Origin of the sequence: Pseudomonas sp. DTU12.3, from assembly GCF_004124275.1 — a bacterium.
GTDB classification, from domain to species: Bacteria; Pseudomonadota; Gammaproteobacteria; order Pseudomonadales; family Pseudomonadaceae; genus Aquipseudomonas; species Aquipseudomonas helmanticensis.
This window is the reverse complement of the sequence record NZ_CP027218.1, coordinates 1,592,033-1,613,468: the sequence shown is the minus strand read 5'-3', so window position 1 is coordinate 1,613,468 and position 21,436 is coordinate 1,592,033. Positions and strand designations below refer to the sequence as shown.

20 protein-coding genes are annotated in these 21,436 nt (G+C 58.5%); 3 read left to right on the top strand and 17 right to left on the bottom strand.

Features of this window, described 5'->3' with window-relative positions; all coding sequences use genetic code 11:
- Positions 1–137: 137 nt before the first annotated feature.
- Together C2E19_RS07210 and C2E19_RS07205 are read right to left on the bottom strand one after the other, a co-directional pair.
- On the bottom strand, positions 138–629 hold the full coding sequence (locus C2E19_RS07210; RefSeq protein WP_129389866.1) for a hypothetical protein: 492 nt from the start codon (positions 627–629) through the stop codon (positions 138–140).
- Positions 596–1,345, bottom strand: coding sequence for a DNA-binding protein (locus tag C2E19_RS07205; RefSeq protein WP_129389863.1), 750 nt, complete (start codon positions 1,343–1,345; stop codon positions 596–598). Before C2E19_RS07205 ends, C2E19_RS07210 begins: the two co-directional genes overlap by 34 nt.
- A 251-nt stretch (positions 1,346–1,596) precedes the next feature.
- Here C2E19_RS07205 and mutS point away from each other — a divergent pair, with 251 nt between their 5' ends.
- Together mutS and fdxA are read left to right on the top strand one after the other, a co-directional pair.
- Positions 1,597–4,167, top strand: coding sequence for a DNA mismatch repair protein MutS (gene mutS / locus C2E19_RS07200; RefSeq protein ID WP_174823966.1), 2,571 nt, complete (start codon positions 1,597–1,599; stop codon positions 4,165–4,167).
- 163 nt (positions 4,168–4,330) lie between these two features.
- On the top strand, positions 4,331–4,654 hold the full coding sequence (fdxA, locus tag C2E19_RS07195; RefSeq protein WP_064393166.1) for a ferredoxin FdxA: 324 nt from the start codon (positions 4,331–4,333) through the stop codon (positions 4,652–4,654).
- A 541-nt stretch (positions 4,655–5,195) separates the two neighbouring features.
- Here the strand turns inward: fdxA and rpoS are convergent.
- The 8 genes from rpoS to C2E19_RS07155 form a co-directional block, all read right to left on the bottom strand.
- A complete protein-coding gene (rpoS, locus tag C2E19_RS07190; protein WP_129389857.1) occupies positions 5,196–6,206 on the bottom strand; it encodes an RNA polymerase sigma factor RpoS in 1,011 nt (336 codons plus the stop codon).
- Positions 6,207–6,312: 106 nt separating this feature from the next.
- The gene (locus C2E19_RS07185; RefSeq protein WP_129389854.1) at positions 6,313–7,182 is read right to left on the bottom strand and encodes a peptidoglycan DD-metalloendopeptidase family protein; all 870 of its coding nucleotides are present in this window, start codon (positions 7,180–7,182) and stop codon (positions 6,313–6,315) included.
- Positions 7,183–7,392: 210 nt separating this feature from the next.
- Complete coding sequence (locus tag C2E19_RS07180; RefSeq protein WP_174823965.1) at positions 7,393–8,028, bottom strand: protein-L-isoaspartate(D-aspartate) O-methyltransferase; 636 nt, start codon at positions 8,026–8,028, stop codon at positions 7,393–7,395.
- 41 nt (positions 8,029–8,069) lie between these two features.
- Complete coding sequence (gene surE, locus C2E19_RS07175) at positions 8,070–8,819, bottom strand: 5'/3'-nucleotidase SurE (RefSeq protein ID WP_129389848.1); 750 nt, start codon at positions 8,817–8,819, stop codon at positions 8,070–8,072.
- Positions 8,807–9,865, bottom strand: a complete 1,059-nt coding sequence (gene truD, locus C2E19_RS07170) for a tRNA pseudouridine(13) synthase TruD (RefSeq protein WP_129389845.1) — start codon at positions 9,863–9,865, stop codon at positions 8,807–8,809. Before truD ends, surE begins: the two co-directional genes overlap by 13 nt.
- Positions 9,862–10,335, bottom strand: coding sequence for a 2-C-methyl-D-erythritol 2,4-cyclodiphosphate synthase (ispF, locus tag C2E19_RS07165; protein WP_020795989.1), 474 nt, complete (start codon positions 10,333–10,335; stop codon positions 9,862–9,864). The genes truD and ispF overlap by 4 nt, the downstream gene beginning before the upstream one ends.
- A gap of 44 nt (positions 10,336–10,379) precedes the next feature.
- Entirely contained in the window at positions 10,380–11,225 is an 846-nt protein-coding gene (gene fghA, locus C2E19_RS07160; protein WP_129389842.1) for an S-formylglutathione hydrolase, read from the bottom strand.
- A gap of 95 nt (positions 11,226–11,320) precedes the next feature.
- On the bottom strand, positions 11,321–12,433 hold the full coding sequence (locus C2E19_RS07155; protein WP_129389839.1) for an S-(hydroxymethyl)glutathione dehydrogenase/class III alcohol dehydrogenase: 1,113 nt from the start codon (positions 12,431–12,433) through the stop codon (positions 11,321–11,323).
- A gap of 116 nt (positions 12,434–12,549) precedes the next feature.
- Between C2E19_RS07155 and C2E19_RS07150 the strand changes: the two genes are divergently transcribed.
- Complete coding sequence (locus C2E19_RS07150; RefSeq protein ID WP_129389836.1) at positions 12,550–13,446, top strand: LysR substrate-binding domain-containing protein; 897 nt, start codon at positions 12,550–12,552, stop codon at positions 13,444–13,446.
- Positions 13,447–13,589: 143 nt separating this feature from the next.
- Here C2E19_RS07150 and ispD read toward each other — a convergent pair whose 3' ends face one another.
- The 7 genes from ispD to C2E19_RS07115 all read right to left on the bottom strand — a co-directional run bounded on the left by ispD (position 13,590) and on the right by C2E19_RS07115 (position 21,330).
- A complete protein-coding gene (ispD, locus tag C2E19_RS07145; protein ID WP_129389833.1) occupies positions 13,590–14,297 on the bottom strand; it encodes a 2-C-methyl-D-erythritol 4-phosphate cytidylyltransferase in 708 nt (235 codons plus the stop codon).
- Positions 14,294–14,572, bottom strand: coding sequence for a cell division protein FtsB (gene ftsB / locus C2E19_RS07140; protein WP_007908838.1), 279 nt, complete (start codon positions 14,570–14,572; stop codon positions 14,294–14,296). The genes ispD and ftsB overlap by 4 nt, the downstream gene beginning before the upstream one ends.
- 171 nt (positions 14,573–14,743) lie before the next feature.
- Positions 14,744–16,033, bottom strand: a complete 1,290-nt coding sequence (gene eno, locus C2E19_RS07135; RefSeq protein WP_007908839.1) for a phosphopyruvate hydratase — start codon at positions 16,031–16,033, stop codon at positions 14,744–14,746.
- Between the two features lie 156 nt (positions 16,034–16,189).
- Complete coding sequence (kdsA, locus tag C2E19_RS07130; protein WP_129389830.1) at positions 16,190–17,035, bottom strand: 3-deoxy-8-phosphooctulonate synthase; 846 nt, start codon at positions 17,033–17,035, stop codon at positions 16,190–16,192.
- 4 nt (positions 17,036–17,039) lie between these two features.
- The gene (locus C2E19_RS07125; protein ID WP_129389827.1) at positions 17,040–18,671 is read right to left on the bottom strand and encodes a CTP synthase; all 1,632 of its coding nucleotides are present in this window, start codon (positions 18,669–18,671) and stop codon (positions 17,040–17,042) included.
- A gap of 274 nt (positions 18,672–18,945) precedes the next feature.
- Positions 18,946–20,274 carry a tRNA lysidine(34) synthetase TilS gene (tilS, locus tag C2E19_RS07120; protein WP_129389824.1) on the bottom strand — a complete coding sequence of 443 codons (1,329 nt, stop codon included), beginning with the start codon at positions 20,272–20,274 and terminating at the stop codon, positions 18,946–18,948.
- 108 nt (positions 20,275–20,382) lie between these two features.
- Positions 20,383–21,330, bottom strand: a complete 948-nt coding sequence (locus C2E19_RS07115) for an acetyl-CoA carboxylase carboxyltransferase subunit alpha (RefSeq protein WP_129389821.1) — start codon at positions 21,328–21,330, stop codon at positions 20,383–20,385.
- Between the last annotated feature and the right edge of the window lie 106 nt (positions 21,331–21,436).

Below are 21,436 nucleotides of genomic sequence, written 5' to 3'. Positions count from 1 at the left end.
CGCTGACTCTCCGGTACAGTCGCAGGGGCTATAGGCTTGACTCGATATACCTTAACAACGCAGGGCTTTTTTGGCCTTACCGGGGTCTTACTCAGTCTTACTTAGTCGTTGCGGGGCCTTGTGCCCATGAGTTTTAGCTAGCGCGGGACGTGACAGACACCATTGATCAGGTTATTGATGTTGTAGTAATACTCGGCATCGGAGAAATAGTTGAAGGTGATCATGCCGCCCTGAAAGCCTCGTTCCATAAACGGCAGTTCATCTCCAGCCGTGTCGGCATCAAATTTCACGATGGAGCGCGTCTTGAACAGAAATCTGGAAGTGTCCAGGTGAGTAAGACTGATGTCGAACTTACGATCATAGGTATAAACTTTCCCTTCGGGAGTTTTAACTACGTAATACACGTAAAGAGCGCCATCCTTCGGATTGATCGTCATATCACCAACGCCATGCCAGCGAGCTTTATGATCATGAGTATGTACAAAATCGATGGAAGCGAAGCACGGTGCTCGCGGGATATCGCGATTGATCAAATAGAAATACCTGAAGACCAACACACCAAAAATCAATAATGATGAAATTACTGACAGCGCGATTATTTTTTTCCAACGATTTGATAATTCACGCATATGGCCTCCCCTTTACTTTCAGGTTTGACGCACTTGATCAATAACTGGGAGAGCGGCTTACGCACATAGTAGTTAGTATCGGTCAAAACAATGGGCGGTTCGAATTCACCAAGGGCTTGTACAATCTCGTCTTTGGACATCTTTTCACTTTCTTCCACGTACAACTTCGCCTCGCCCTCTTGCCAGATGAGTTTCCACTCTTCCAGATCGGCGGGCTGTTTTAAGATCAAATAGGCGTAAAAAAGCGGAAGCGCAATCGCGGGTACCACGAGGGCTGACAACAGAAAGCGCCAGTAGCGGCGTGATGGCCTCGTCGCAGTGATGGTCGGCCGCTCGTCAATTGCTGGCGCCGCTGGGGCTGACTCAGGCTCAGTCATCGATGCGCTAACCAACCTGATCTCACACAACAGCACCACGCCACGGCGCGGCAAGGTCTTGAGACTGTCCCGCGGCAAACCTGTGTCTGCAAAATGCGCGCGAAGCATGTGCAGGGTTTTGTAGTAGCTGCTGTCGGAAATCACTAGCCCGCGGTCACCCCAGACTCGCGAAATCAGTTGTTCCTTATCGGTAACGCCGGCGATCAGTGCCAGTAGCAGATCACTTTCATTGCTGCCCAGACTGGCTGACCGCCCTGCCCGGCTGAGGGTCATTTTTTCCGCATCGTAAAAACAATCGCTCGATGACGATCCTGAGTCGATGCCCTCTGACTGTTCCAAGCTGAGTCCTCAACTGACCTGCAATCCACGAATTCTGATGATTCGATAGCTTTTCGGCACTATAGGACACAATGCCAACCCGAGCGGCCGCGCGTTGCTGCATCCACTTCAAAAAAACTTCATACTCCGTCCCACTGAATCAACCCACGGGCCGCATCGCTGGCAAACACTCGCTATTTCGTAGATGCAAACGACCCCGTTTTTGCCTTGTCACTTTTTCCGGTAAAGCTAAACCTCTGATGAATAAAGCTATTTCAGACCTGTCCTCCCACACCCCGATGATGCAGCAGTACTGGCGCCTGAAGAACCAGCACCCGGATCAGCTGATGTTCTACCGCATGGGCGACTTCTACGAGATCTTCTACGAAGACGCGAAGAAGGCGGCCAAGTTGCTCGACATTACGTTGACGGCACGCGGGCAGTCGGCGGGGCAGGCGATTCCGATGTGCGGGATTCCTTATCACGCGGCGGAAGGCTATCTGGCGAAACTGGTCAAGCTTGGCGAGTCGGTGGTGATTTGCGAGCAGGTTGGTGACCCAGCCACCAGCAAGGGCCCGGTTGATCGTCAGGTGGTGCGCATCCTCACGCCGGGTACGGTCAGTGATGAGGCGCTGCTCGATGAGCGCCGCGACAACCTGATCGCCGCGTTGCTGGGTGACGAGCGTCTGTTCGGCCTGGCCGTGCTGGACATCACCAGCGGCAACTTCAGCGTGTCGGAAATCAAAGGCTGGGAAAATCTGCTGGCGGAACTGGAGCGGATCAACCCGGTCGAGTTGCTGATCCCGGATGACTGGCCACGAGACCTGCCGGCGGAAAAACGCCGTGGCGTCAGTCGTCGTGCACCGTGGGACTTCGAGCGTGATTCGGCGCTGAAGAGCCTCTGCCAGCAATTCTCCACCCAGGATCTGAAAGGCTTCGGCTGCGAGAACCTGAGCCTGGCCATCGGCGCTGCCGGCTGCCTGCTGGCTTACGCCAAGGAAACCCAACGCACCGCCCTGCCGCATTTGCGCAGCCTGCGTCACGAACGTCTCGACGACACCGTGGTGCTCGACGGCGCGAGCCGCCGCAACCTTGAACTCGACACCAACCTCGCTGGCGGCCGCGACAACACGCTGCAATCGGTGGTAGACCGCTGCCAGACCGCCATGGGCAGCCGTTTGCTGACCCGTTGGCTGAACCGGCCGTTGCGCGATCTGACCGTGCTGCTGGCGCGCCAGACCTCGATCACTTGCCTGCTCGACCGCTACCGCTTCGAAAAACTGCAACCGCAGCTCAAGGAAATCGGCGACATCGAGCGGATTCTGGCGCGTATCGGTCTGCGTAATGCTCGTCCTCGTGACCTCGCGCGCCTGCGTGATGCGCTCGGCGCCCTGCCTGAGCTGCAAGTGGCGATGACCGATCTGGAAGCGCCGCACCTGCAAGGTTTGGCGACGATCACCAGCACTTATCCGGAACTGGCGGCGCTGTTGGAGAAAGCCATCATCGACAACCCGCCGGCGGTGATCCGTGACGGCGGCGTGTTGAAAACCGGCTATGACAGCGAACTCGACGAGCTGCAATCGCTGAGCGAAAACGCCGGCCAGTTCCTCATCGATCTGGAAGCCCGCGAGAAGGCCCGCACCGGCCTGAGCCACCTGAAAGTCGGTTACAACCGCATTCACGGCTACTTCATCGAGTTGCCGAGCAAGCAGGCAGAGTCAGCGCCGGCAGACTACATCCGTCGGCAAACCCTCAAAGGCGCCGAGCGTTTCATCACCCCGGAACTGAAAGAGTTCGAAGACAAGGCGCTGTCGGCAAAGAGCCGCGCCCTCGCCCGCGAGAAGATGCTTTATGAAACGCTGCTGGAAGACCTGATCAGCCAGTTGCCACCGCTGCAGGACACCGCCGGCGCGCTGGCCGAACTCGACGTGCTGAGCAACCTTGCCGAGCGTGCGCTGAACCTTGACCTGAACTGCCCGCGTTTCGTCAGCGAGCCGTGCATGCGTATCACCCAAGGTCGTCACCCGGTGGTCGAACAAGTATTGACCACGCCGTTCGTGGCCAACGACCTGAGCCTGGACGACAATACGCGCATGCTGGTGATCACCGGTCCGAACATGGGCGGTAAATCCACCTACATGCGCCAAACCGCGTTGATCGTGCTGCTGGCGCACATTGGCAGTTTCGTTCCGGCGGCCAGTTGCGAGCTGTCGCTGGTCGACCGCATCTTCACCCGGATCGGTTCCAGCGATGACCTGGCCGGTGGCCGTTCGACTTTCATGGTCGAAATGAGCGAAACCGCCAACATTCTGCACAACGCCACCGAGCGTAGTCTGGTGCTGATGGACGAAGTCGGCCGCGGCACCAGCACCTTCGACGGTCTGTCGCTGGCGTGGGCGGCGGCTGAACGTTTGGCTCAGTTACGCGCGTACACGCTGTTCGCTACTCACTACTTTGAACTGACCGTGTTGCCGGAAGCCGAGCCTCTGGTGGCCAACGTGCACCTCAATGCTACAGAGCACAACGAACGCATCGTGTTCCTGCATCACGTGCTGCCGGGGCCTGCCAGCCAGAGTTATGGCCTGGCGGTGGCACAACTGGCCGGCGTGCCGAGCGAAGTGATTGTGCGTGCGCGCGAGCACCTGAGTCGTCTGGAAGAAACCGCTTTGCCGCATGAGGCGCCGAAACCCGCTGCCAAGGGCAAACCGGCAACGCCGCAACAAAGTGACATGTTCGCCAGTCTGCCGCACCCGGTGCTCGATGAGCTGGCTAAACTGGATCTGGACGACCTGACGCCACGCCGTGCGCTCGAAATGCTCTATGCCCTGAAGAACCGGATATAAGCACTGAAGAAGCGGATATAACGCAAACGGCTTCAAGCTGTTAGAATCTCGCGCGGTTTGGGATGCTGCTGGCTAATAGCCTGGCCAGCAGATATCGCTCCCGAACCTGGCGACCCCAACCGTGAAGGGGCAACGCTGCCGCCGCCTGAGGAGAAAATTAGAAATGACCTTCGTCGTCACCGACAACTGCATCAAGTGCAAGTACACCGACTGCGTAGAAGTCTGTCCGGTGGACTGCTTTTACGAAGGCCCGAACTTCCTGGTGATTCACCCGGATGAGTGCATCGACTGCGCACTGTGCGAACCAGAATGCCCTGCTGTGGCCATTTTCTCCGAAGATGAAGTTCCAGAGGACATGCAGGAGTTCATTCAACTGAACGTTGATCTTGCAGAAATCTGGCCGAACATCACCGAGAAGAAAGAATCGCTGCCGGATGCCGAAGAGTGGGATGGCGTCAAAGGCAAGATCAAAGACCTCGAACGCTGATCTGTCCCGCGCTCGATAAAAAGGCCCTTACGGGCCTTTTTGCTTTTCTGCAGGCAAAAAAAGGGGCGGTATGACCCGCCCACATTTTTTCCCTATTCCCTGTATTCCTTTTCATCGTCCTGATGAATCGCATCCTGCGATGTCCGTTCCCCTCTTCCTTGAAGGGCGTGTCTGTCCGTCGACACAACCTGAATACTAGAGCTTTCCCTGGCGAGAGCAATCGGCACTCCGAGCCGAAATGCACCGTCATAAGCCCTTCACATTAAAAAATAAATATATGAATCAATAAGTTAAATACTTAGCTTGAGAACGATCAACGTCTGCCACAGTGTAAAAATAGCGAACACTTACGAAACAGTAAGCCAAGGCTTACACCGCAAGGCTACAAACCCTCGCCATGTAGGAGCTGCCGCAGGCTGCGATCTTTTGATCTTAAAAGCAAGATCAACAGATCGCAGCCTGCGGCAGCTCCTACATGGAATCCAGGCAACAAAAAGCCCCGAACCAGTCGGGGCTTTTTGCGGGCGGTCGTGTGAGGCGCTTACTGGAACAGCGACTCGCTCGACAGGCCATTCTTCTCGAGGATCTCGCGAAGGCGCTTGAGGCCTTCCACCTGGATCTGCCGCACCCGTTCCCGGGTCAGGCCGATCTCCAGGCCTACATCTTCCAGCGTACTGCTCTCGTGGCCACGCAGACCAAAGCGGCGAATAACCACCTCGCGCTGCTTGTCGGTCAACTCCGACAGCCACTGATCGATGCTCTGCGACAGGTCGTCATCCTGCAGCAGTTCGCATGGATCGGTAGGACGATCGTCGGTGAGAGTGTCCAGCAGGGTTTTATCCGAATCCGGACCCAGCGAGACATCGACCGAAGAAACCCGTTCGTTCAGGCCAAGCATGCGCTTGACCTCACCCACTGGTTTTTCCAGCAGGTTGGCAATTTCTTCGGGAGAAGGTTCGTGGTCGAGCTTTTGCGTCAGCTCCCGTGCAGCCCGCAGGTACACGTTGAGTTCCTTGACCACATGGATCGGCAACCGGATGGTCCGGGTCTGATTCATGATCGCGCGCTCGATGGTCTGACGAATCCACCAGGTCGCGTAGGTCGAGAAGCGGAAGCCGCGCTCGGGATCGAATTTTTCCACCGCGCGAATCAATCCGAGGTTGCCCTCTTCGATCAGATCCAGCAGCGACAGCCCCCGATTGACGTAACGCCGGGCGATTTTGACCACCAGCCGCAGGTTACTTTCAATCATGCGCTTGCGCCCGGCGGGATCGCCACTTTGCGACAAGCGCGCAAAATGAACTTCTTCTTCCGGGGAGAGCAATGGGGAAAAGCCGATTTCGTTGAGATACAACTGCGTGGCATCAAGTGCCCGCGTGTAGTCGATGTACTTGTGTTGTTTAAGTGAAGCGGAGTGTTTGGATTTGGAACGAACGGAAGGTGGAGCAGCCCCTTCATCATTCGACATCGAAGAATCCGAATCGATGCCGGTCTCCATAAGGAGAACCTCATCGTCGATGTCAAACTCCGGCACTTCTTTACTGAGAGCCATTGTTATAGTCCTTTGGTGAGTTCGACCCCAAGCTCAAGCGACGCCTTTATCCTTGGCAGCGCTGGAGCCTGTCCCCTCTACGTGACGGAACAGGCTGGCTTACAAATCAACGTCTTGGCAGGAACTGCAGCGGATCTACAGGTTTACCTTGGCGGCGAATCTCAAAATGCAGTTTCACCCGGTCTGTACCCGTTGACCCCATTTCGGCAATTGTCTGTCCGACCTTGACCTGCTGTCCCTCCCGAACCAACAGCCTGCGGTTATGGCCGTAGGCACTGACGTAGGTTTCGCTGTGTTTGATGATGACTAATTCGCCGTAGCCCCTTAAGCCACTCCCGGCGTATACCACCGTCCCATCAGACGCAGCTAAAACAGGCTGTCCCAAATCCCCGGCGATATCAATTCCTTTATTCAAACTACCGTTTGAAGAGAATTTTCCAATCAGAATGCCATTAGATGGCCATCCCCAGCCGGTCGGGGCCGGACCCGCTGGAGGCAGTGGAGCAGGCGCTGGCTTGTTGGCGACGGACGGTGCAGCCCCCGCAGAACCGGTGGTTGTCGTGGTCGTCGTGCCATTTGCCTGGCGCCGGATTACCGTGGTTTTACTCGACGAAGAAGGCGCAGAACCGGCGTTGCTGACCACCGCCGTCGACGTTGAACCGGTGCGGCCGTCGAAGCGAATTGTCTGACCCGGATGGATCGTATACGGCGTAGGAATATTGTTCCGGGCCGCGAGGGCTTTGTAGTCCCAGCCGTAGCGAAATGCGATCGAAAACAGCGTATCGCCCGGACGGACTACGTATTGCCCGGTCGTTACCACAGGTCGCTGGGCGACTGCGTTATTGCGATCGACCACGCGAACATTGTTTGATTTGGTGCTGGAGCAACCCACCAGCAAGGTGCTCAAGACAAGGCCAGTCACCAGGCGCTGAAAGCTCGTGTTACCCATACGCTGCGCAATGACTGTGAGACTCACCCGCCGCTCCCTTTGTGGTGGCTGAAAAATGGAATGCCGGATGTCGGCATGAGGTGTCGCAAGTATAACGGGCCGAATCGGCTTTACCTTTAATGAAGCGAAATCGCTTCGCGCACACGTTTGCAAGTTGACACTCTGCTGCGTTTAAACCATCGCTGCCGGAGTAAGACCCGGGCGAACGAAAGGAATTCAGCGCCTGCAAACAAATGCTCAGGCCAGTGGCCCATTGAGCAAAGGCACGAAGCGAACGGCACCGAGAACATGCCGGGAAAAGCCGTGTTCTTCACGCACGATCAGCATCAGCTGCTGCACTTCTCCAGCGCCGACCGGAATCACCATGCGCCCGCCCGGTGCCAGTTGATCGAGCAACGCTTGCGGCACATCAGTGGCCACGGCCGTGACGATGATGCCGTTGTACGGCGCCAGCGCTGGCCAGCCTTCCCAGCCATCGCCCCAGCGAAACACCACGTTGCGCAGGTTCAATTCGACCAGGCGTTCCTTGGCGCGATCCTGCAGCACCTTGATGCGCTCCACGGAGAACACCCGTTCGACCAGTTGCGACAACACCGCCGTCTGGTACCCGGATCCGGTGCCGATCTCCAGCACTTTATCCAGCGGCCCCGCCTCCAGCAGCAGCTCGCTCATGCGCGCCACCATATAAGGCTGGGAAATGGTCTGGTTGTTGCCGATCGGCAGCGCCGTGTCTTCGTAGGCGCGATGCGCCAGCGCCTCATCGACGAACAGGTGACGCGGCGTGCGGCGGATGACTTCCAGCACCTTGGCGTTCGACACGCCTTCTTCATATAGACGCTGAATCAGGCGCTCGCGGGTGCGCTGGGAGGTCATGCCGATCCCGCTGCGCAGTCGGTCTTCGTGTTCACGGGCCATCAGCGCAGTCCCTCCAGCCAGCCATCAAGATTTCTGAAGGCGTCGTTGAAGGTGCGATCGAGCTGCAACGGCGTGACCGACACATAACCCTGCATCACCGCGTGAAAGTCGGTACCCGGGCCGCCGTCTTCGGCATCGCCGGCAGCAGCAATCCAGTAACCGGCCTTGCCGCGCGGATCGACCACTTTCATCGGCGCCGCCGCACGGGCGCGATGGCCGAGACGGGTCAGCTGGATGCCACGAATGTGATCGATCGGCAGATTGGGAATGTTCACGTTGAGCACCGTGCGCGGCGGCAGATCGAGCCCGGCGTGGGCCTCGACCAGTTTGCGCGCGAAGTACGCCGCTGTCGGCAGATTATCCACCTGACGCGAGACCAGCGAGAAGGCAAACGACGGACGTTCGAGGAAGCGCCCTTCGAGCGCTGCCGCGACGGTTCCGGAATACAACACGTCATCGCCCAGATTGGCCCCGAGGTTGATCCCGGAAACCACCATGTCCGCCTCGCGCTCCAGCAAGCGGTTGAGGCCCAGGTGCACGCAGTCGGTCGGGGTGCCGTTGAGGCTGATAAAGCCGTTGGCCAGGTATTGCGGGTGCAACGGACGGTCGAGCGTCAGCGAACTGCTGGCGCCGCTTTTGTCCTGCTCCGGGGCGATAACAACGCATTCGGTGTAATCCGCCAGCGCAGCATAAAGCGCGGCGAGACCGGGTGCGGTTACCCCATCGTCGTTAGAAATCAGAATACGCATGGGCTGTCCGTCTGCCCCACCGGCACCAGATCAACGAGCTCGCGCACCAATACGGTGGCAAAGCATCCGGCCGGGAGGACGAATTCCAGTTGCAGAATGTCAGGCTGGGGATAATGCCACGTCAACCCGCCAATGGGCAGCCGCAGGATGCGACGTTCGTGGCTCATGCCGGCGTGAATCAACCAATCTCGCAGCTCGGCTTCACCGGCGGCGATCCCCTGCTCCAGTTCATGGACAACGCCTGCGGTGGGCGAGTCACCTTCGCCCCACTGCGGGCCAGTCGGGTGCAGATCGAGAATAGCCAGACGCGGATCGCTGCACTCAGCTTCACCGGCCGGGAAAAAGCTGCGACTGTCGGTGAACGCGAGCAGATCACCGACCTGCGCTTGCTGCCAGGTGCCATCGGCAACACGCGCCGCCAGCACCTTATTGAACAGAAAACTGCGCGCCGTCGACAGCAGGCGCGAACGCACATTGCGCTGCTCCGGCAAGGCTTTGCGCGCCGCCCACCCACGCGCATCAACGACGTTGCCGCCGTCATGGCCGAAACGCTGGGCGCCGAAATAATTAGGGATGCCTTGCTGGGCGATCAGTTGCAGACGTTGTTCAATCGCGTCTTTATCGCCCGCGAACTGGGTCAGGCGCAAAGTGAAACCATTGGCCGAATGCGCACCGCGTTGCAGCTTGCGCTTGTGGCGGGTGGTCTTGAGGATCTTCAGCGTGTCGTTTTCCGCCGCCGACAAATCCGGATCAGCCTTGCCCGGCAGTTGCACGCTGAACCACTGACGGGTCAACGCCTGACGATCCTTGAGCCCGGCATAGCTGACGGTGCGCAATGGCACACCGGCAGCCTTGGCGATACGGCGCGCCGCTTCTTCCGTGTTCAGGCCACGCTTTTCGACCCAGATCCACAAGTGTTCGCCGTCGCCGCTGAACGGGATGTCGAGGACTTCATCAACCTGAAAATCTTCAGCGATGGCTTTCAGTACCGCAGTGCCGAGGGGTTCACCATAGGCACGCGGGCCGAGCAATTGCAGTTCATTCATGCGCGCAGCAACAAGGCAACGGAGTGCACGGCGATGCCTTCTTCGCGACCGACAAAGCCAAGCTTTTCGGTGGTGGTAGCTTTCACGTTCACTTGATCCAACTCAACTTGAAGATCCGCCGCGATCAACGCGCGCATCGATTCGATATGCGGAGCCATTTTTGGCGCCTGGGCAACGATGGTGTTATCGACGTTGCCGACTTTCCAGCCTTTGGCGTGGATCAGCGCTACCACATGACGCAGCAGCGCACGACTGTCGGCGCCCTTGAATTGCGGGTCGGTGTCCGGGAAATGTTTGCCGATATCACCCAGCGCCGCAGCACCGAGCAAGGCATCGCTCAAGGCGTGCAGCAGGACGTCACCGTCGGAATGAGCGAGCAGCCCGAAGCCGTGTGCAATGCGCACGCCGCCCAGAGTAATGAAATCGCCTTCAGCGAAACGGTGCACATCGTAGCCGTGGCCAATACGCATAAAAAAAACGCCCCGATTTTTGTCAGGGCGTGATTCTACCTGCATTAACCGCGCAGGGCGCGTGCGTGATGCTGCAAGTGGTCGTCTATGAAGCTTGAGATGAAGAAATAGCTGTGGTCGTAGCCCGGTTGCAGGCGCAGTTCCAGCGGATGACCCGCCTGTTTTGCCGCTTGTTGCAGGGCTTCGGGTTTGAGCTGTTTTTCAAGGAAGTCATCGCGATCACCTTGATCGACCAGCAGCGGCAATTTTTCATGCGCTTCGGCGATCAGCGCGCAGGCATCCCACTCCTTCCACTTCGAACGGTCTTCGCCCAGAAAACGCGAAAATGCCTTCTGGCCCCACGGGCAATCCATCGGGTTGTTGATCGGCGAAAACGCTGACACCGATTGGTAACGCCCCGGGTTGCGCAGCGCACAGACCAACGCACCGTGGCCGCCCATGGAGTGGCCGCTGATGCTGCGTTTGTCCGACGCGGGGAAATGCGCTTCAACCAGTGAAGGCAATTCCTGCACGACATAGTCATGCATCCGATAGTGCCGCGACCAAGGCTTCTGGGTGGCATTCAGATAGAAGCCGGCACCGAGACCGAAATCCCATGCACCATCCGGATCGCCCGGTACATCGGCACCGCGCGGACTGGTGTCCGGGGCGACGATGATCAGCCCGAGTTCAGCCGCCATGCGCATCGCGCCGGCTTTGTGCATGAAGTTTTCATCGGTGCAGGTCAGCCCTGACAGCCAGTACAGCACCGGCAGTTTGCCGCCCTGCTCCGCCTGCGGTGGCAAGTACACGGCAAACACCATGTCGCAACCGAGTACGTCGGAGCGGTGGCGATAGCGTTTGTGCCAGCCGCCAAAACTTTTCTGACAGGAGATGTTTTCCAGATTCATGGGATTCTCCCAGCTGCAAGTAGCAAGCTTCGAGCTTCAAGAAAAGGCAAAAGCACCCTGACTTGCAGCTGGAAGCTTGCTGCTTGGCGCTGCTATTAGAAATGAATGACGGTACGAATGCTCTTGCCTTCGTGCATCAGGTCGAATGCCTTGTTGATATCTTCCAGGCCCATGGTGTGGGTGATGAAAGTATCCAGTGGGATCTCGCCGCTTTGCGCCATCTCGACATAGCTTGGCAATTCAGTACGGCCGCGTACGCCGCCGAACGCCGACCCGCGCCAGACGCGACCGGTGACCAACTGGAATGGACGGGTAGCGATTTCCTGGCCGGCACCGGCTACACCAATGATCACCGACTCGCCCCAACCTTTGTGGCAGCACTCAAGCGCTGCACGCATCAGTTGCACGTTGCCGATGCACTCGAACGAGAAGTCGACGCCGCCATCGGTCATGTCGACGATCACTTCCTGGATCGGACGATCGAAATCTTTCGGGTTGACGCAATCGGTGGCACCGAGCTGCTTGGCGATCTCGAACTTGGCCGGGTTGATGTCGATGGCGATGATGCGCGCAGCCTTGGCTTTGACAGCGCCGATCACCGCAGAAAGACCGATACCGCCGAGGCCGAAGATGGCCACGGTGTCACCCGGTTTGACCTTGGCGGTGTTGAGTACCGCACCGATACCGGTGGTGACGCCGCAACCCAGCAGGCAGACCTTTTCCAGCGGCGCATCCTTGGAGATCTTGGCTACGGAGATTTCTGGCAGGACCGTGTATTCCGAGAACGTCGAAGTACCCATGTAGTGGAAAATCGTTTCGCCCTTGTAGGAAAAGCGCGAAGTGCCGTCCGGCATCAAGCCTTTACCCTGAGTGGCGCGAATCGCCTGACACAGGTTGGTCTTGCCCGACTTGCAGAATTTGCACTGGCCGCATTCCGGGGTGTACAGCGGAATGACGTGATCGCCAACGGCAACCGAGGTTACGCCTTCGCCGATGGCCTCAACGATGGCACCGCCTTCGTGACCAAGGATCGACGGGAAGATGCCTTCCGGGTCAGCGCCGGACAGGGTGTAGGCGTCAGTGTGGCAAACCCCGGAAGCCACTACGCGCAGCAATACTTCGCCGACCTTGGGCATGGCGACGTCGACTTCTACGATTTCCAGCGGCTTCTTGGCCTCGAAGGCAACGGCGGCGCGCGACTTGATCATGCTGACTCTCCAGTGAATCCATTGAATAAAAAAGCAGACAGCCAGTGTAGTTCAGCGCGAGTTGATGAATAATCCGAACAAAAGCAAAACATTATTGCCGTACAGGGATAATCTTGATGTCCGAAAACCGCTGGGAAGGCATCGACGAGTTTGTTGCCGTCGCCGAATGCAGCCAGTTCACCGCCGCCGCGGAACGTCTTGGGGTTTCTTCCTCGCACGTCAGTCGCCAAATCGTCCGACTCGAAGAGCGCTTGCAGACACGCCTGCTCTATCGCAGCACCCGCCGGGTAACGCTGACCGAGGCGGGGCAGATTTTTCTGCAACATTGCCAACGCTTGCAGGATGGTCGCGAGGAAGCCTTGCGTGCGGTTGGCGATCTGACCAGCGAACCGAAAGGCATGCTGCGCATGACCTGCGCCGTCGCCTACGGCGAGCGGTTTATCGTGCCGTTGGTGACGCGGTTCATGGGGCTGTATCCGCAGCTGCGCATCGATATCGAACTGAGCAATCGCCAGCTCGATCTGGTGCATGAAGGGCTGGATCTGGCGATTCGCCTGGGTCGTCTGCAGGATTCGCGTTTGGTCGCCACCCGACTTGCGCCACGGCGCATGTATCTGTGCGCGTCGCCGTCCTACCTGGAACGGTATGGGCGCCCACACAGTTTGTCGGAACTGAGCCGACACAATTGCCTGATTGGCAGTTCGGACATCTGGCAGCTTGAACAGAACGGGCGAGAATTTTCCCAGCGGGTGCAGGGCAACTGGCGTTGCAACAGTGGGCAGGCGGTGCTGGATGCGGCGTTGCAGGGGGTCGGGCTGTGTCAGTTACCGGATTATTACGTGCTCGAGCATTTGCACAATGGCGCGCTGATTTCGTTACTGGAGGCACATATGCCGCCGAATACGGCGGTGTGGGCGTTGTATCCGCAACAACGGCATTTGTCACCGAAGGTGCGCAAGCTGGTGGATTTTTTGAAGGTGGGGTTGGCTGAGCGGCCGGAGTATCGGAGCTGAGTGATGGGTTGCCTGAACTACCGCTTTCGCGAGCAGGCTCGCTCCCACAGGGGATCGGCGGCGAATGCAAATTTGGGGGCAGGCGCAAATCAAATGTGGGAGCGAGCCTGCTCGCGAATGCAATCTGAAATGCGCCACAGCAATCAGCGGCGATTCGCCCAACGCTGCCGCAACCACTCCAGATCTTCCGGCCGGGTGACCTTGAGGTTATCCGCCCGCCCTTCGATCAGGCGCGGCTTCAGCCCCGCCCACTCCATCGCCGAAGCTTCATCAGTAATCAGCGCATCCGCCACCAGACTGTCCGCCAACGCCCGATGCAACGCACCGAGGCGAAACATCTGCGGCGTGTACGCTTGCCAGATCACGCTGCGATCGACGGTTTCCACCACCCGACCGTGCTTGTCGACCCGTTTCAACGTGTCGCGGGCCGGCACCGCAAGCAAACCGCCCACAGGGTCATCTGCCAGTTCATCAAGTAACTTGTCGAGATCTTCGCGACTCAGGTTGGGCCGTGCGGCATCGTGCACCAGTACCCAATCCTCGTCATCGGCACCCTGCGCATGCAAATGCAGCAAAGCATTGAGCACCGAGCCGCAACGCTCGGCCCCGCCTTCAACCCGATGAATACGCGAGTCGCCCGCGCACGCCAGGTTCGGCCAGTAAGGATCATCAACCGCAAGACTGACCACCAAACCCCTGAGGCTCGGGTGATCGAGGAAACAGCCGAGGCTGTGTTCGAGAATTGTGCGCCCGCCCAGTTGCAGATATTGCTTGGGACGGTCCGCGGCCATTCGGGCACCGACGCCCGCGGCAGGAATCACGGCCCAGAAGGCCGGAAGGGAATTGATCATTGGGCCAACTGGTAAAGGGTTTCGCCGTCCTTGACCATGCCCAGCTCGTGACGAGCCCGCTCTTCAACGGTCTCCATGCCTTTTTTCAACTCGCTGACTTCAGCATCCATCACTCGGTTGCGCTCCAGCAAACCTTCGTTCTCGGCGTGTTGATCAGCAATCTGCTGATTCAGCTCGGCGACCTGCGCCAGACTGCCATTGCCCACCCACAGGCGGTACTGCAGACCGGCCAGCAGCAAGAGCAAAACGAGAAACAACCAGTAAGGACTGCGCATCGAATATCAGGTATCCAGTGAAAAAAGACAGCCACGCCAAAACTTTGAAGCATCTGATAGCACGAAGCCTGGAAGATCCAGGCTTGTGCATATAAGGCATCAGATTAGTGGCAAATCCATCGCTGTCACGACTTTTCCGACACAATCCGGTGTCTTTTTACCATTTACAACTTAGCCGCGGAACTCGGAGCGACCGTTGTACTTGGCCTTGCCATTCAACTGCTCTTCAATACGCAGCAGTTGGTTGTACTTGGAAACACGGTCGGAACGGCACAGCGAACCAGTCTTGATCTGGCCAGCCGAGGTGCCCACAGCCAGGTCGGCAATGGTCGAATCTTCGGTTTCGCCCGAACGGTGCGAGATCACGGCGGTGTAACCGGCAGCCTTGGCCATCTGGATGGCTTCAAGGGTTTCGGTCAGGGTGCCGATCTGGTTGAACTTGATCAGGATCGAGTTGGCGATGTTTTTATCGATGCCCTCTTTCAGGATCTTGGTGTTGGTTACGAACAGATCGTCGCCTACCAGTTGAACCTTCTCGCCGATCTTGTCGGTGAGGATCTTCCAGCCAGCCCAGTCGGACTCGTCCAGACCGTCTTCGATCGAGATGATCGGGTAACGCTCGGTCAAACCTTTCAGGTAGTCGGCGAAACCTTCAGCGGTGAACACCTGGCCTTCGCCGGACAGGTTGTATTTGCCGTCTTCGTAGAACTCGCTCGCCGCGCAGTCCAGTGCCAGGGTCACGTCGGTGCCCAGCTTGTAACCGGCGTTTGCCACAGCTTCCGAGATCACTTTCAAAGCGTCTTCGTTGGAGGCCAGGTTCGGTGCAAAACCGCCTTCGTCGCCAACGGCAGTGCTCAGGCCACGGGCCTTCAGCACAGCTTTCAAGTGATGGAAAATCTCGGTGCCCATGCGCAGACCTTCCGAGAAAGACTTGGCGCCAACCGGCTGAACCATGAATTCCTGGATATCGACGTTGTTATCGGCGTGCTCGCCACCGTTGATGATGTTCATCATCGGTACCGGCATCGAGTAAACACCCGGAGTGCCGTTGAGGTTGGCGATGTGTGCGTACAGCGGCAGGTCCTGATCCTGCGCAGCAGCCTTGGCCGCAGCCAGGGACACGGCGAGGATGGCGTTGGCGCCCAGGGTCGCTTTGTTTTCGGTACCGTCGAGCTTGATCATCGCGTGATCCAGGGCTTTCTGGTCGCTTGGGTCAGTGCCCAGCAGCAGATCGCGGATCGGACCGTTGATGTTGGCTACCGCTTTGAGCACGCCCTTGCCCAGGTAACGGCTCTTGTCGCCATCACGCAGCTCGAGCGCTTCACGCGAGCCAGTGGATGCACCGGATGGCGCGCAAGCGCTGCCGATGATGCCGTTGTCGAGAAGCACGTCCGCTTCCACGGTGGGATTGCCACGGGAGTCGAGAACTTCACGACCTTTGATGTCGACGATTTTTGCCATTGTTGTAAACACTCCAAAGTTGACGAAAACGACGCAGCTAGAGGAAATCTTTTACCGTCGGCAAGGGGTGTGCAGCGGGCAGACTTGCAGACGATAACGCTCATGCCCGAGGGCATGAGCGACAAATCGTGCGGTACTTTACCGGAGAATTGAGGTTTACGCGGTTTCTACCGTCGGAAAACTCTTAACCAGTTCGTCCAAAGCTTTGAGCTGGGCCAGGAATGGCTCCAGTTTGTCCAGACGCAAGGCGCAAGGGCCGTCGCATTTGGCGTTGTCCGGATCCGGATGCGCTTCAAGGAACAGACCCGCCAGCGACTGGCTCATACCCGCCTTGGCCAGATCCAGAACCTGCGCACGGCGACCGCCGGCGGAGTCGGAACGACCGCCAGGCATTTGCAGCGCGTGGGTCACGTCGAAGAATACCGGGTACTCGAACTGCTTCATGATGCCGAAGCCGAGCATGTCGACCACGAGGTTGTTGTAGCCGAAGCTCGAACCACGCTCGCAGAGGATCAATTGATCGTTACCCGCTTCCACGCACTTGTTCAGGATGTGTTTCATTTCCTGAGGCGCGAGGAACTGGGCTTTCTTGATGTTGATCACTGCATTGGTCTTGGCCATCGCGACGACCAGATCGGTCTGGCGCGACAGGAAAGCCGGCAGTTGAATGATGTCGCAGACCTCAGCGACGACCGCGGCCTGATCGGGCTCGTGGACGTCGGTGATGATCGGCACGCCGAAGGCTTGTTTGATGTCCTGGAAGATGCGCATGCCCTCTTCCAGGCCAGGACCACGGTACGAGTTCACAGAAGACCGGTTGGCCTTGTCGAAACTGGCCTTGAACACGTAAGGGATACCGAGTTTTTCGGTGACCTTCACGTACTCTTCGCAAACCTGCATGGCCATGTCGCGGCTTTCCAGCACGTTCATGCCGCCGAACAGCACCATGGGTTTGTCGTTGGCAATCTCGATGTCGCCGACGCGGATGATCTTCTGTGCCATCGGGTTACGCCTTCTTCTGGTGTTGAGCCAACGCAGCCTTGACGAAACCGCTGAACAGCGGGTGGCCATCGCGTGGTGTCGAGGTGAACTCAGGGTGGAACTGGCAAGCGACGAACCATGGATGATCCGCTGCTTCAACCACTTCAACCAAGGCTGCGTCAGCGGAGCGACCGGAGATCTTCAGGCCGGCTTCGATGATTTGTGGCAGCAGGTTGTTGTTCACTTCGTAACGGTGACGGTGACGTTCGACGATCACGTCCTTGCCGTAGCAATCGTGCACCTTGGAGCCGGCTTCGAGCAGGCATTCCTGAGCGCCGAGACGCATGGTGCCGCCCAGATCGGAGGTTTCAGTACGCACTTCGACTGCACCGGTGGCGTCTTCCCACTCGGTGATCAGGCCGACAACCGGGTGGCCGCTGGCGCGGTCGAACTCGGTGGAGTTGGCGTCTTTCCAGCCCATGACGTTACGAGCGAACTCGATGACCGCCACTTGCATGCCCAGGCAGATACCCAGGTATGGAACCTTGTTTTCACGAGCGTACTGAACGGCAGTGATCTTGCCTTCCACGCCGCGCAGACCGAAGCCGCCCGGGACGAGGATCGCGTCGACACCTTCGAGCAGCGCAGTGCCCTGGTTCTCGATGTCTTCGGAATCGATGTAGCGCAGGTTGACCTTGGTACGGTTGCTGATGCCGGCGTGACTCATCGCTTCGATCAGCGACTTGTAGGCGTCCAGCAGCTCCATGTACTTGCCGACCATGGCGATGGTCACTTCGTGTTCCGGGTTCAGCTTGGCGTCAACCACCGCTTCCCACTCGGACAGGTCAGCGCTGCCGCACTGCAGGCCGAAACGCTCGACAACGAAATCGTCCAGACCCTGCGAGTGCAGGATGCCCGGGATCTTGTAGATGGTATCGGCGTCTTCCAGCGCGATCACCGCACGTTCTTCAACGTTGGTGAACTGAGCGATCTTGCGACGCGACGAGATGTCGATCGGGTGATCGGAACGGCAAACCAGCACGTCTGGCTGCAGGCCGATCGAACGCAATTCTTTTACCGAGTGCTGAGTTGGCTTGGTCTTGGTCTCGCCAGCGGTGGCGATGTACGGAACCAGCGTCAGGTGCATCAGCATCGCGCGCTTGGCGCCGACTTCGAAACGCAGCTGGCGGATGGCTTCGAGAAACGGTTGCGACTCGATGTCACCGACGGTGCCACCGATTTCAACCATGGCCACGTCAGCGTCGCCGGCACCCTTGATGATGCGGCGCTTGATTTCGTCGGTGATGTGCGGAATCACCTGGATGGTTGCACCCAGGTAATCACCACGGCGCTCTTTGCGCAGCACGTGTTCGTAGACACGGCCAGTGGTGAAGTTGTTGTTCTGGGTCATGGTCGTGCGGATGAACCGCTCGTAGTGGCCCAGGTCCAGGTCGGTCTCGGCGCCGTCGTGGGTGACGAACACTTCACCGTGCTGGAACGGGCTCATGGTGCCCGGGTCAACGTTGATGTACGGATCCAGCTTAAGCATGGTGACCTTAAGCCCCCGCGCCTCCAGGATAGCCGCCAATGAAGCCGAGGCAATGCCTTTCCCCAATGAAGAAACAACACCGCCCGTGACGAATATGTAGCGCGTCATGAAAAACCCTAGAAGTCTGCGTTAAAGCGGTACGAGCCGCCGGGGAAAGCGAAGGAAGGCCGAAGCCCCCGATCACCTGCATTAATCACAGTGCACCTTTCAAAAAAACCGCCGCGTTGGGACAGACCGGCAGATGAAACACCGGTAGGTTGCTCGCTACACATTTTTTGGAATCGCCCAGCAAAGACTGCTTGGTAATCGGCAACTCCTGCAATTCAGGCGAATCCACAGAAGTTGTATCAAGAAGGGAGCGTAGTCTACCGGAATGCTCCTTTCAGCTCAAACCTTGATCTTCGTCTGTTGGCTGCCAATGCAATTGCCAGCCGTCCGGCCCATTGCCATCAAGCCCCGGCAGGTTCGCCACCGCGAGCAATTCGTCAGCGCGAAACAGCAGCGGCAATCTGCCACGGACGAACCCCGGCACCGCACGCTCATTGAGCAGGCGCTTGAGGTCGCGATGCCCGCGATTCGCCAGATGCATGACTTCGCCACCTTGCCGATAGGCAATGCGCAACGGCCCGCAAGGCGCCTGCCCGCTGAACATGACACGGCCGTTATCGGCCAAGCGTAGCGCCGACGCCGGCGTCTGCCACTCGCAACCGATCACTGGCGTGCGCAGCCAGTCACCGCTCAGCCACCACACACGACCGGCGCTGCGGTGCAGCTCGCCATCGGCCAGACGCCAGATCGGCGCGGCATCGGCGGCGGCCTCGCAGAGATCCGTCCAACCCGACCAATGGTCACTATCAGGCAGTCGCGTGAAGGGTTCGAGCCAGTGGCTGAGCGCATTTCGTTGACGCGCGGCAGACAGCGCAGTCAGTGGCGCCAGTTCCAGCGATGGCAATCCCAGCCATTGGAAATCATGCGCGGAGTTGGCGTGCGCCAGATCCATTTGCGCCAGTTCATCAAGCAATCCCTGCGCCTCACGCAGATGCGCGGCGCTGCGAGCCATGCTCGCCTGCGCTTGCGGCCAGCGCTCGGTCAGCAGCGGCATGACCTGATGGCGCAGGTAATTGCGCGAGAACTGCCGATCCTGGTTGGACGGGTCTTCGATCCAGGTCAATTGATGAACCCGCGCATAGTCCTCCAGCTCGGCGCGAGAGACATCCAGCAACGGCCGAATCAGCGTGCCCTGCCCCACCGGCCGTTGCTGCGGCATCCCTGACAACCCGCGCACCCCGGCACCGCGCAGGAGCCGGAACAACAGCGTTTCTGCCTGATCATCGCGATGCTGGCCAGTGAGCAACACGTCATTGGCTTGTGTCAGCGAACCGAACACCGCGTATCGCGCATCCCGCGCCGCCCGCTCCAGACTCGCGCCCGGTTGCACCTTCACCCGCTCGATCAGCAGGGGCACACCCAGCGCAGCGCAGACGGACTGACAATGTTGCGGCCACGCATCAGCCACAGCCTGAAGGCCGTGATGGATATGAACAGCGCTTAGCGGAGGGAGGGATTCGGATTTTGCGAGATGGGCGAGCAGATGCAGCAGGACAGTGGAGTCGAGGCCACCGGAGAAGGCGATACGCCAATGAGCGGCATTGCGCCAGGGCTCAAGGCTCAGCAGAAGCCGTGAAGGCAAATCACTCTTCGAAGAATTCATAGAGAGGGTCGCTTCTCAAGGATCCTGTAGGAGCTGCCGAAGGCTGCGATCTTTTGATCTTGAACGATCGCAGCCTTCGGCAGCTCCTACAGGGGTATTGCGTTCGACTTAGAGGCCGTAGCTCATCAGTCGATCATAACGGCGCTTCAACAGCGCTTCGTTATCGAACTTCTTCAGCATCGCCAGTTGCGAGCTCAGCTCGGCACGGATCGATGCAGCCGCAGTGGCCGGGTCACGGTGGGCGCCGCCCAGAGGCTCGCCAATCACCTTGTCGACAATGCCCAGACCTTTCAGACGCTCGGCGGTGATGCCCATCGCTTCAGCGGCATCCGGCGCTTTTTCGGCGGTTTTCCACAGAATCGATGCGCAACCTTCCGGCGAGATCACCGCGTAGGTCGAGTATTGCAGCATGTTCAGTTGATCGCAGACGCCGATCGCCAGTGCACCACCGGAACCACCTTCACCGATAACGGTGGCGATGATCGGGGTCTTCAGGCGCGACATCACACGCAGGTTCCAGGCAATCGCTTCGCTCTGGTTGCGCTCTTCAGCGTCGATACCTGGGTAAGCACCCGGGGTGTCGATGAAGGTCAGGATCGGCATTTTGAAACGCTCGGCCATTTCCATCAGGCGGCAAGCCTTGCGGTAGCCTTCCGGACGCGGCATGCCGAAGTTGCGGCGCACCTTCTCACGCACTTCACGACCCTTCTGGTGACCGATGATCATCACCGGCTGGTCGTCCAGACGGGCGATGCCGCCAACGATGGCAGCGTCGTCGGAGAAGTGACGATCACCGTGCAGTTCGTCGAACTCGGTGAAGATGTGCTGGATGTAGTCCAGCGTGTACGGGCGTTTCGGGTGACGCGCCAGGCGTGCGATCTGCCAGCTGGTCAGCTTGCCGAAGATGTCTTCGGTCAGCGTTTTGCTCTTGTCCTGCAGGCGGGAGATCTCATCGCCGATATTCAGCGAATTGTCATTACCGACCAAGCGCAACTCTTCGATCTTGGCTTGCAGGTCGGCGATCGGCTGTTCGAAATCTAGAAAATTCGGGTTCATAGGCGTCCGTCTTGGGTCGTGTCCCAAATGAGCTTGGGTCGGCCGGTTGTCTATTCGCGCCCTACCTTAAGGGAGAGGCGCGCTGAGGTCGAGATTAAAAATTCAG